10 protein-coding genes are annotated in these 11,685 nt (G+C 68.6%); 8 read left to right on the top strand and 2 right to left on the bottom strand.

The window, feature by feature from the left end:
- Window positions 1-131: 131 nt before the first annotated feature.
- The 4 genes from VQ03_RS24155 (at window position 132) to cynS (ending at window position 4,229) form a co-directional block, all read left to right on the top strand.
- Complete coding sequence (locus tag VQ03_RS24155) at window positions 132-2,102, top strand: potassium transporter Kup (RefSeq protein WP_048453451.1); 1,971 nt, start codon at window positions 132-134, stop codon at window positions 2,100-2,102.
- A 22-nt stretch (window positions 2,103-2,124) separates the two neighbouring features.
- Window positions 2,125-3,348, top strand: coding sequence for a bifunctional phosphopantothenoylcysteine decarboxylase/phosphopantothenate--cysteine ligase CoaBC (coaBC, locus tag VQ03_RS24150; RefSeq protein WP_048453450.1), 1,224 nt, complete (start codon window positions 2,125-2,127; stop codon window positions 3,346-3,348).
- A gap of 78 nt (window positions 3,349-3,426) precedes the next feature.
- A complete protein-coding gene (locus tag VQ03_RS24145) occupies window positions 3,427-3,633 on the top strand; it encodes a hypothetical protein (RefSeq protein WP_048453449.1) in 207 nt (68 codons plus the stop codon).
- 107 nt (window positions 3,634-3,740) lie between these two features.
- Window positions 3,741-4,229, top strand: coding sequence for a cyanase (gene cynS / locus VQ03_RS24140; RefSeq protein WP_048453448.1), 489 nt, complete (start codon window positions 3,741-3,743; stop codon window positions 4,227-4,229).
- A 655-nt stretch (window positions 4,230-4,884) separates the two neighbouring features.
- Here the strand turns inward: cynS and VQ03_RS24135 are convergent.
- On the bottom strand, window positions 4,885-5,844 hold the full coding sequence (locus tag VQ03_RS24135; protein ID WP_048453447.1) for a hypothetical protein: 960 nt from the start codon (window positions 5,842-5,844) through the stop codon (window positions 4,885-4,887).
- Between the two features lie 239 nt (window positions 5,845-6,083).
- Window positions 6,084-7,412: a CDC27 family protein gene (locus VQ03_RS24130; protein WP_053078718.1), complete on the bottom strand. Its 1,329-nt coding sequence runs from the start codon at window positions 7,410-7,412 to the stop codon at window positions 6,084-6,086.
- Between the two features lie 425 nt (window positions 7,413-7,837).
- Here VQ03_RS24130 and VQ03_RS24125 point away from each other — a divergent pair, with 425 nt between their 5' ends.
- The 4 genes from VQ03_RS24125 to frr all read left to right on the top strand — a co-directional run bounded on the left by VQ03_RS24125 (window position 7,838) and on the right by frr (window position 11,634).
- Complete coding sequence (locus VQ03_RS24125) at window positions 7,838-8,887, top strand: 30S ribosomal protein S2 (RefSeq protein ID WP_048453446.1); 1,050 nt, start codon at window positions 7,838-7,840, stop codon at window positions 8,885-8,887.
- Window positions 8,888-9,037: 150 nt separating this feature from the next.
- The gene (gene tsf, locus VQ03_RS24120; RefSeq protein ID WP_048453445.1) at window positions 9,038-9,961 is read left to right on the top strand and encodes a translation elongation factor Ts; all 924 of its coding nucleotides are present in this window, start codon (window positions 9,038-9,040) and stop codon (window positions 9,959-9,961) included.
- Window positions 9,962-10,185: 224 nt separating this feature from the next.
- A complete protein-coding gene (gene pyrH / locus VQ03_RS24115) occupies window positions 10,186-10,929 on the top strand; it encodes a UMP kinase (RefSeq protein ID WP_048453444.1) in 744 nt (247 codons plus the stop codon).
- Window positions 10,930-11,070: 141 nt separating this feature from the next.
- Entirely contained in the window at window positions 11,071-11,634 is a 564-nt protein-coding gene (gene frr / locus VQ03_RS24110) for a ribosome recycling factor (protein ID WP_048453443.1), read from the top strand.
- Window positions 11,635-11,685 lie beyond the last annotated feature (51 nt).

Raw genomic sequence — 11,685 nt, 5'->3', positions numbered from 1 at the left:
CTCGTGCTACAATCTCGCCACAATCAGGCCTGGCGGACGCGCCGGGCCAATACGGATTCGAGCCCGCCACCCGGCCCATCAGCGCGCTTGGCGGCAATCCCGGCCGCCCGCGGGCGCATCCCCGAACAGACATGACACAGTCGACCGCACCCACGGGCGGACCCGTCGCGCCGCCCGAATCCCTCACCCCGCCGAGCGGCGGGCCGCCCACCAAGGCGGGCAGCGTCGACGAGGCCGAGGGCCACGGCCACGCCAAGGCGAGCTTCTGGACGCTGTTCCTCGGCTCCGTCGGCGTCGTCTACGGCGATATCGGCACGAGCCCGCTCTACGCCTTCCGAGAGGCGCTCGGCCCCGGCCGGGCCGACGGCGTGCTCACCGGCGAGGAGGTGCTCGGCACCGTCTCGCTGCTGCTCTGGGCGCTCGTCCTCATCGTCACCATCAAGTACGTCCTGCTGCTGCTGCAGATGGACAACAAGGGCGAGGGCGGCATCCTCTCGCTGATGGCGCTCGCCCGCAAGGCGCTGGGCGGCTCGCACATCGTGTTCATGCTGGGCCTGTTCGGCGCCGCCCTGTTCTACGGCGACGCGATCATCACCCCGGCGATCTCGGTCCTGTCGGCGGTGGAGGGCCTGAAGCTCGTCACCCCCGCCCTCGAGCACTACGTCCTGCCGATCACCGTCGCGATCATCCTGCCGCTGTTCCTGGTCCAGAGCCGGGGCACCGCCCGGATGGCGACGTTCTTCGGCCCGATCATGCTGGTGTGGTTCTCGGTGCTGATGCTGGCAGCGCTGCCGCACATCGCCCGCACCCCGCAGGTGCTGTGGGCGCTCAATCCCTGGCACGCGGTGCATTACCTGCTGGGCCACGGCACGGGTGCGCTGGTGGCCCTCGGCGCGGTCTTCCTGGCGGTGACCGGGGCCGAGGCCCTGTTCGCCGATCTCGGCCATTTCGGCCGCCGGCCGATCCAGACCGCCTGGATCGTCCTCGTCGGGCCGGCGCTGGCCGTCAACTATCTCGGCCAGGCCGCCCTGGTGCTGGCCAATCCCGACACGACCGATCCGTTCTACCAGCTCGTCCCCGAATGGGGCCTGCTGCCGATGGTGCTGCTCGCCACCGCGGCGACCGTCATCGCCAGCCAGGCGGTGATCACCGGCGCCTTCTCGCTCTCGCGTCAGGCGGTGCAGCTCGGCCTGCTGCCGCGGCTCGAGATCCGGCACACCTCGGAGGCGCATTCGGGCCAGATCTACCTGCCGCAGATCAACACGCTGCTGATGGTCGGCGTGGTGATCCTGGTGGTGCTGTTCCGCTCCTCCTCGGCGCTCGCCTCGGCCTACGGCATCGCCGTCACCGGCACGATGCTGATCACCGCCGGCCTCGCCTTCCTGGTGCTGTGGCGGGTCTGGAAGTGGTCGCCGCTCGCCGCCGGCGCCGTGATGGTGCCGTTCATCGCCGTCGAATTGCTGTTCCTGGCCTCGAACCTGCTCAAGGTGTTCGAGGGCGGCTACATGCCCCTGCTGCTCGCCGGCGGCCTGGTGCTGCTGATGTGGACCTGGGTGCGCGGCGTCACCATCCTGTTCAACAAGACCCGCAAGACCGACGTGCCGCTGACCGAACTCGTCGCGATGCTGGAGAAGAGCCCGCCGCACCACGTCCGCGGCACGGCGGTCTTCCTCACCAGCGACCCGGAGACCGCGCCTGCGGCCCTGCTGCACAACCTGAAGCACAATAAGGTGCTGCACGAGAAGAACGTCGTGCTCACCGTCAAGACCATCGACCTGCCGCGCCTCAACGACGCCGACCGGGTCCGGATCGAGCCGATGGGCCCGCATTTCTGGAAGGTCGTGATGAAGTTCGGCTACATGGAATCGCCGAACATCCCGAAGGGCCTGGCGCTCCTGCGCAAGCAGGGCTTCAAGTTCGACATCATGGCGACGTCGTTCTTCCTGTCGCGGCGCTCGATCCGCCCGGCGGCGCAGTCCGGCATGCCGCTGTGGCAGGACCGGGTGTTCATCACGCTCGCCCGCAACGCCAACGACGCGACGGACTTCTTCCAGATCCCGACGGGGCGCGTGGTCGAGGTCGGCACGCAGGTCACTGTCTAGAATGGTCACGGTGTAGCGGCGGATGGGCACGCTCGACGGCAAACGGGTGCTCCTCGTCATCGGGGGCGGCATCGCGGCCTACAAGTCGCTGGACCTGATCCGGCGCCTGCGCGAACGCGGCGCATCCGTGCGCTGCGTGCTGACGAAAGGCGCGCAGGAATTCGTCACGCCGCTCGCTGCCGCATCCCTGTCCGGCCAGCGCGCCCATACCGACCTGTTCGACCGGGCCGACGAGGCCGATATCGGCCACATCAGGCTCGCCCGCGACGCCGACGCCGTGGTGGTGGCGCCGGCCACCGCCAACACGCTCGCCCGCATGGCCGGTGGCCACGCGCCGGACCTCGCCTCGACGGTGCTGCTCGCCACGACCCTGCCGATCCTGATCGCGCCGGCGATGAACGTGCGGATGTGGCTGCACCCGGCGACCCAGCGCAACCTCGCCCTGCTGAAGGGAGACGGCATCGCGGTGGTGGGGCCCAATGTGGGCCGGATGGCCGAGGCCGAGACGGGCCCGGGCCGGATGGCCGAGCCCGACGAGATCGCCGACGCCGTCGAGGCCTTGCTGGCGGGGCGGCCGGACGGCGGGACGCTCCTGGCGGGCCGCCACCTTCTCGTCACCTCCGGGCCGACCCACGAGCCGATCGACCCGGTGCGCTACCTCGCCAACCGCTCCTCCGGCAAGCAGGGCCACGCCATCGCGGCCGCGGCGGCCGCGGCCGGCGCCCGGGTGACCCTGGTCTCGGGCCCGGTGACCCTGCCCGACCCCCTCGGCGTCACGGTCGTGCGGATCGAGACCGCCCGCGAGATGCTGGCGGCCGTGGAGGCGGCGCTGCCGGCCGACATCGCGGTCTTCGCCGCCGCCGTCGCCGACTGGCGCCCGGCCAATCTCGGGGACGAGAAGATCAAGAAGGGGCCCGACGGCCCCCCTCCCCTCGGGCTCGTCGAGAATCCCGACATCCTGGCGACCATCGCGCGCCGGCGCGAGGGGCGCCCGCCCCTGGTGGTGGGCTTCGCCGCCGAGACCACCGAGGTGATCGCCCATGCCCGGGCCAAGATCGCCCGCAAGGGCTGCGACCTCATCGTCGCCAACGACGTCTCGACGGCCACCGGCGTGATGGGGGGCGACCGCAACAGCGTCCACCTGATCGGCCGCGACGGCAGCCTCGAGACCTGGCCGGTGCTGCCCAAGGACGAAGTGGCACGCCGCCTCGTCGTGCGCCTGGCCGCACTCACGACCACCCCCTGAGGCAAGATATCTCCGCTCCCCGCGGTTGGCGTTCGAGCATCCGGCATTATCTGTCATCCTCCCCAGGGGGAGGCCGCCTTGCCCACCATCCTCGTCGTCACCCTGATCTGCGCCTCCTCCCTGGCGGTGCAGGATTGCACCCGGGCCACCGCCCAGGACGTGATCACCCACCCGGCCCACTCGCCGCAGGAATGCATGCTGATCGGCCCCGCCATCGCGGCGGGCTCCGGCCGCGGCACCGACGCCGGGACCTATGTGAAAACCCTGTGCGAGAGGCGGCGCTAGGCCGCACGGCCCCGGCTCTCCTGCGCCCTTCCCTGGCACGCCCGTTGCCAACCGTGACTCGCCTCGGTCGCGACCGACGGCAGCGTCCTCGGCAAGGGAGAGAGCCTATGAAGCGCGAAGACCTGACGGAGAAGCTCCTCGACATCAAGCGCGAGAAGGGCTGGACCTGGAAGCACATCCAGGACGAGATCGGCGGGATCTCGCCGATCCTGATCACCGCCGCCTGCCTGGGCCAGATGAAGCTGCCCAAGGCTCAGGCGGCCAAGGCCGCCCTCCTGTTCGGCCTGTCGGCGGCGGAGGAGCGGATGCTGAACGAGGCGCCCTATCGCGGCTCGATCCCTCAGATGCCGCCGAGCGATCCGCTGATCTACCGCTTCTACGAACTGGTCATGGTCTACGGCACCACCTGGAAGGAGCTGATCCAGGAGGAGTTCGGCGACGGCATCATGTCGGCCATCGACTTCAACATGACGATGGAGCGCGAGCCGAACAACAAGGGCGATCGGGTGAAGCTGCAGATGTCGGGGAAGTTCCTGCCGTACAAATATTACGGCAATGAGGAGGGCGTGCCGGAATATGGTTTCAGGGAGCCGTAGCAGACGGCTTTCGGCCTCGGAAGCTCCAAGGGCGTGGAGCCTCGCTCGTCACCACTCAGGGCTTCAGACAAGGAGAGGACGACCTCGGTGGTCCCGATCATCGTCCGGGGAGCCGGCCGACCGCCGGTTCCTGGGCATAGCAACACCGAGACGCCGTCGGAAAGCTCCCACCCCGCACCAGACCGGCGCGTTCACGCCTCGGCGTGTCGGTGCATGAGCGTTCGACGCGCCAGCGCCGGTGATCCGAGCCCAGCCGGCGCCTTCGGTCGAGTGTGAAGGCGCCATGGCGTCGGAAGAAGGTCCACCCCGGACTATCCCGGCGGCTCGCCCCTTTCAACGATCCGCTCAGCTCGTTCATCCGCAACATCTTGATCCATGACATCGATCGACGGCTCCCCTTTGGGGAGAGAGGCCGCCCGGATCTTCTCCAGAGCAAGATCGATGACCAGTTGCCGGCCACAGCTTGTTCCCATCGGGCGACGCACGCCTCGCGCCCGCGGAGGACGTACCTTCCGGTCACGATCGTGCGCCATTCCGGCCACCGCGTCACCGCGCTTCGTTCGCCCAACACAGCCCGCGAGCCCAGCGGGCCGTGCTCCTGTTCCTTCGAGCTTTCCGAAGGTCCTGCGACGACCGTTGTCGCCGCTTCGTCGGATCAGTGCTTGAAGACGAGCCCTTGCTCGGACCAGGGCAGTCGCGTCACGCGCGTGCCGCGGTCTTGAAAGAAGTCGTCGAACCGCCAGGGCGGCGCAGCCAGATGTCCGTAATTGTCGAGCAACAACGGTGAACCAGGCACCAGATTGTCCCAGACGTACCGCAAGCCGGGCTCCTGCCAGCCGAGGTCCACATGCGCGAAGCAGAGCGGCGCCTGCACCTTGGCAAGGCACGCCGGATCGTCCACGAGCCCGGTGATCAGCTCGACGTGGTCGTAGACCTCGTTCATGCGCAAGTGGATTTCATCGTAGCACATCGTCGCGGTCGGATCCATGACGTGCGTCTCGAACAGGTCCATCATATAGAATTTTCGCTGTTGGCCCAGATACTTCATCGTCTTCGCGATGAACCACGAGCTTCCGCCTTGCCAGCTGCCCATCTCGATGACGCTCGCGGTCGGATGGATGGCGAGCCCAGTCCTCAGAAGCTCGATCAGGAAGCGGATCTTGTCGCCTCCCATCATCGAGACCGGAGCGTCGGCCTCGTTCTTCAGCACGCTGTGGTAGAGCATCTCCTGCTCGAACGGATTGATTTCGGACGTGCTCTTGTAAGACAGCTGCGGCGGATAATAGCAGGACGTCCAGTCGTAGAACCTGACGACCTTGCCCAGGTAGTCGTACAAATGCTTGTACTCGCAGCCGAGCACCTTGCTCGCCTCCACCCGGTGCGGCAGGTCGACGACCGGCACCCCTCTGAAATGCATCCCGCGACCGGCATAGAGCGGATTTGGGTCGTATACCGCAGCGACGCGATCACCGCGGAGGTTGATGATGTGCTTCGCATATTCACCGAATCCGACGAGAACCACTTTCCCGTCCGTGCCGTCGATCGTACGGATCAGGTCTCCGAGCCCATTATGGTCGACAAAGACGGTCGGGGTGGCACCAACAGGATAGCTCATTCCTCTCTCCTTTTACCTTGCAAGTCTCGCGGCAAGTCTCGCGCGACGGCCGGCCGCGCAGGCGGCAGACAGATTATCGATCGACGCATATGGCATGGCCGCTCACGCCAGTTCGGGCGCCACGCCCTCCTCTCGGCTGCGGTCGATTGCAGTCCGACGCATGCGCTCGAGGTCGGCCCGCCGCGAAGCGCGACGGACCTCCCTCTGCCTCTTGCATGGCCGTTTGCCCGCCGCACCGATCAGCCAATGCTCAGCGGTTCCAATCCGGGCCGCGTCCGAGATCCCATCCATCCATCCGCGACCGATCCGACATCGAGGGCGACGCCACCCGACTTCTTGATCCGATCGCAGTAGAACTTCCCGAGCAGGCCCGCCGCGACGATGTAGAGCCGCCCGTTCAGAGGCCGGGACAGCGCGTCCATGATCTGCGGGTACCGCTCGGGCCAGTGGCTTCCCGCCACGGCCTCCTCGCTGAGGAGATGGCTGTGCCCCTTCTCGCCGGGCACGTGGTGGTAGTCGACCTGCTCGTAGCCCAGCACGGATTTCAGCCGCTCCGGCAGGCCCGGGTGGCAGGAGATCAGCCCGATCTCCTTCTGCGACTGCATGATCGAGTAGAGCAGCTTCGTGTTGTGCAACTCGACATGGATCAGCTGGGTGCAGGAGGCGGCGCCGGGGCGCCGCTCGATCCGGAGCAGGTTGGTCAGCGACGAGATGCCGGTGACGCTCAGGATCGTGTACTCGTGCCGGATCCAGTTCGGATAGGGCATGCCGACGACGTCGGCATCGCGGATCACGTCCGTGATGCGGAAGGCCTCGCCGAGGAAGGGATGCTTCGTCGCGTCGACCGTGTCGGCGAACCAGACCCGGGCGCGGTCGTGCCGGTTCTGCTCGTAGAGGTGGGCGAAATCGGCTTCGTCCGTGTTACCGAGGAAGACGAACGCGCCCTCTCCGTCACCCGCGCGGACGAGGCTGAAGCCCGACCGGCTGTCGAGCGCCGCGGTGATCCGCCCTGCCAGCATCCCGACCGACATGTGGGACGGGGAGCGCTCCGCGCTCTCGGCCATGGCGACGGCCCGCGCTCTGGGGAAGGCCGAGACGTAGCGCCCGAAATCATGGATGATCCGGATTTGCCGCTCCCACTGCGCCCGGTCGGGCCGGCCGTCGAGCAGGATGCTGTCGAGGCAGGCCGTCGCCTCACGATGGGCGCCGAGCGCGTGGAGCACGCGCGCCGCCATGAGGTTGGAGCGATCCTCGTGCGGGTGGTGAGCCAGGATTTGCCGCAACATCTGCACGCAGTCGATATGATTGCCCTCGTGCAGGAAGAGGACGGCCTTCTCGTACCGGGATGCGATGTCGCTCGGCGACGCCGTGGCCATGCGGTCGAAGAGCGCCAGCGCGTCCTCCCGCAGACCGGCGTCCCGGGCCAGGATCCCGATCTGCACGACCCGGGCGGCGTCGATCTCGCCGACGGACGCGAAGCGGGTGTGCAGGACCCGGCGCGTCACCTCCGCGAGCGCGGCCTTGTCGTGACGGGCTTCCTCTGCTTCGCGCAAGAACTGAAACGTCATGAAAGATGCCTGTCTCGCTCCGAAGGTGCTCGACGACGTGCCAGGGCATGCCCGGCTCGAACGCCCATGCGAGCAGCCATGCGGCGACGGATAGCCCAGACGCGCTCGCGCGAACAATGGCGAATCGCGGGACGCCGGCGGTGACGGGAGGATTGCCGCGCGTTCCTTACTACCGGGCGTTGCACGCGCGAGGCCCGCCCGCGACGACCGGGCCGCGGCCGGCACGACCTGCCGCGCCCGGCGCGCGCCTTGCCATCCCACCCCTGATCGGATAAAGGCCCGCCCATCCCACACGCGGAGTCGGCCTCATGCCTGAATGAGGCGTTTCCGGTGGCCGGCCCTCTCTCGGTAATGTCGCTTCGGCATTGACCTTGATGCGCCGGTCGCTTCCTCCGCGGCGGATGAACCGGAGAGAACGAGAGATCATGGCCCTTCCCGATTTCACCATGCGCCAGCTGCTCGAGGCCGGCTCGCATTTCGGTCACCAGGCGCACCGCTGGAACCCGAAGATGCAGTCGTACATCTTCGGCACGCGCAACAACATCCACATCATCGACCTCGCCCAGACCGTGCCGGCGCTGCACCAGGCGCTGCAGGCGGTGAGCGACACCGTCGCGAAGGGCGGCCGGGTGCTGTTCGTCGGCACCAAGCGCCAGGCGGCCGACACCATCGCGGACGCGGCCAAGCGCTCGGCCCAGTACTACGTGAATTCCCGCTGGCTCGGCGGCACGCTGACCAACTGGAAGACCATCTCGGGCTCGATCCAGCGCCTGCGCAAGGTCGACGAGATCCTCGCCGGCGGCGGCCAGGGCCTCACCAAGAAGGAGCGCCTGATGCTGTCCCGTGAGAAGGACAAGCTCGAGAAGGCGCTCGGCGGCATCAAGGACATGGGCGGCGTGCCCGACCTGCTGTTCGTGATCGACACCAACAAGGAGCAGCTGGCGATCAAGGAGGCGAACCGCCTCAAGATCCCGGTGGCGGCCATCGTCGACACCAACTGCAACCCGGACGGCATCACCTACGTGGTCCCGGCCAACGACGATGCCGGCCGCGCCATCGCGCTGTACTGCGACCTCGTCGCCCGCGCGGCGATCGACGGCATCTCCCGCGGCCAGGGTGCCCTCGGCATCGACCTCGGCGAGTCCGACGAGCCGATGGCCGAGGAGCTGCCGGCGCTCGCCAACGAGCCCGAGGTGGTGCCGGTCGACGTCACCGAGCCGTATGTCGGCGAGCCCTTCGAGCTGCTGGCCGCCCCCCGCGGCGCGCCGGACGACCTGACCAAGCTCACGGGCGTCGGCCCGCAGCTGGTGCAGAAGCTCAACGATGCCGGCATCTACCACTACTGGCAGATCGCCGCGATGTCCGCCGACGACATCGCCAAGGTCGACGGCGAGCTGAAGCTCAACGGCCGCATCGACCGCGACGGCTGGGTGAACCAGGCCCGCGGCTTCGTCGAGGCCGCCGCGGCCGCGTAAAGCCCGGCACGGAACGCACGCGGGGCGCGTTAGCCCCGCGGACCGGACGACCTTTCAAAGCCCGGCGCCGCCACGGCGCCGGGTTCCCTTTATCCGCCGACCGGCGCCGCTCCCGAGTGGCGCCGGGGCGCCAATCGAGAGGATCCCACGATGGCCAACATCACGGCAGCGATGGTCAAGGAGCTGCGCGAGAAGACCGGCGCGGGCATGATGGACTGCAAGTCGGCCCTCAACGAGACCGCCGGCGACCTCGAGGCGGCCGTGGACTGGCTGCGCAAGAAGGGCCTCGCCAAGGCCGCCAAGAAGGCCGGCCGCGTCGCCGCCGAGGGTCTGGTCGCGGTCGAGTCCGCCGGCCATCACGCCGCGGTGCTCGAGGTGAATTCCGAGACCGACTTCGTCGCCCGCAACGACGGCTTCCAGGCCTTCGTGCGCGAGGCGGCCAAGCTGGCGCTCACCGCCGGCGACAGCATCGAGACCCTCGAGGCCGCCAAGCTTCCGGGCGCCGAGACCACCATCAAGGACAAGCTGCAGGAGCTGATCGCCACCATCGGCGAGAACATGACCCTGCGCCGCGTCGCCAAGCTGTCGGTCGAGAAGGGCGTCATCGCGAGCTACGTGCACGGTCAGGTCTCCGAGGGTCTCGGCAAGATCGGCGTGCTCGTCGCGCTCGAGTCGGCCGGCGACGTGACGGTCCTCAGCCAGCTCGGCCGCCAGATCGCCATGCACGTCGCGGCGACCAACCCGGTGGCGCTGGACGCCTCGGGCGTCGATGCCGCCACGGTCGAGCGCGAGAGCAACATCCTGCGCGAGAAGAACGCCGGCAAGCCCGACCACGTGATGGCCAAGATCGTCGAGAGCGGCCTGAAGAGCTACTACAAGGAGGTCACCCTCCTCGAGCAGCCCTTCGTGCACGACTCGTCGAAGACGGTCTCGCAGGTGCTCAAGGAGGCCGAGGGCAAGGCCGGCGGCCCGGTCAAGCTCACCGGCTTCGTCCGCTACGCGCTGGGCGAGGGCATCGAGAAGGAAGAGACCCCGGACTTCGCCGCCGAGGTCGCGGCCGCGGCCAAGGGCTGACCAAGGGCTGACCGGCTCTCCTTCGCGCATCGCGCGAAGGCAGGGAGAAGGGGGTCCGCCCGGCGGGCCCCCTTTTTCATGCCCGGATTCCCGGGCGTCCGGCCGTGCCGATTCAGGCCTGGCGGTGCCTCGACGGGCCGGGATCGACAGGCTAGAACCCGGCCGACCCGCACTGCCACCTGACGCCGACAGCCGTCGCCTCGCGGGCGGCCAGAGGAGCGCCCATGCCCGAACATCCCCTGCCGGAGCAAGGATCGACCCCCTTCCGCCGCGTGCTGGTGAAGCTCTCCGGCGAGGCCCTGGCCGCCCCGGACGGCTACTGGCTGCACCCGCCGACCCTGGCGGCGCTCGCCGACGACATCGCCCGGGCGGTGGACGAGGGCTTCCAGATCGCGCTGGTGGTCGGGGGCGGCAACGTGATCCGGGGCGCCCGGGTCTCGGCGGCGGGCTGGATCGACCGCGCCACCGGCGATTCCCTCGGCATGATGGCGACGGTGATGAACTCGCTGGCGCTGGAGACCGCGCTCAACGCCGCGGGCGTGACCGCCCGCACCATGTCGGCGGTGTCGATGCCGACGATCTGCGAGACCTATGCCCGCCAGCCGGCCCTGCATCACCTCGACAAGGGTCAGGTCGTGGTGCTGGCCGGCGGCACCGGCAACCCGTACTTCACCACCGACACCGCCGCGGTGCTGCGCGCCGCCGAGCTGAAATGCGACGCCGTGCTGAAGGCGACGCAGGTCGACGGCGTCTATTCCGCCGATCCGAAGACGAACCCCGACGCCGTGCGCTACGAGCGCCTGAGCCACGACGAGGCGATCGCCCGCGACCTCAAGGTGATGGACACCGCCGCCTTCGCCCTCGCCCGCGACGGCGGGCTGCCGCTGATCGTCGGCTCCGTCCACGCCCCGAGCTCGGTGACCGCGATCCTGACCGGCGCGGCGCCCTCGACCCTGGTGGCGCCCTAAACCGTGCCGTCCCCGCAACACCGCCGCCCCCGGCGATTTGCGGCAGGTCGGGTTTTGGTTCATTGAAGCCGGATCAGGGCGGACCCGGCACGGGCGCGCCCTAATTCCCATTCTCCTCCAGACGCCTCGGGACGCGCAGGAATGGCCACTCCCTCCTTCGACCTCAACGACATCAAGCGGCGCATGCAGGGCGCGATCAACTCGCTCAAGCATGATCTCGGCTCGCTGCGCACCGGCCGGGCCACGCCCTCGCTCCTCGACCCGATCCAGGTCGACGCCTACGGCGCCGCGATGTCGATGGCGCAGGTCGCGACCATCAGCGTGCCGGAGCCGCGCCTGCTCAGCGTCTCGGTCTGGGACCGCGGCATGGTGGCGGCGGTCGAGAAGGCGATCCGCGAATCCGATCTCGGCCTCAACCCGATGACCGAGGGCCAGACCATCCGGCTGCGCATCCCCGAGATGAACGAGCAGCGCCGCAAGGAGATGGTCAAGGTCGCGCACAAATACGCCGAGGAGGCCCGCGTCGCGGTCCGCCACGTCCGCCGCGACGGTCTCGACCTGCTGAAGAAGCTCGAGAAGGACGGCGCCATCAGCCAGGACGACGAGAAGCGCCAGGCCGATCAGGTGCAGAAGGCGACCGACCAGCACATCGCCGAGGTCGACCAGACCCTGGCGGCCAAGGAAAAGGAGATCATGCAGGTCTGAGGATCAGGCCGGCATGACGGGAACGAGCGCGTGGGGAGCGCGGAGCCGAAT

The organism is Methylobacterium tarhaniae (assembly GCF_001043955.1).
Classification (GTDB): domain Bacteria; phylum Pseudomonadota; class Alphaproteobacteria; order Rhizobiales; family Beijerinckiaceae; genus Methylobacterium; species Methylobacterium tarhaniae.
This window is presented reverse-complemented; position numbering and strand designations above follow the sequence as displayed.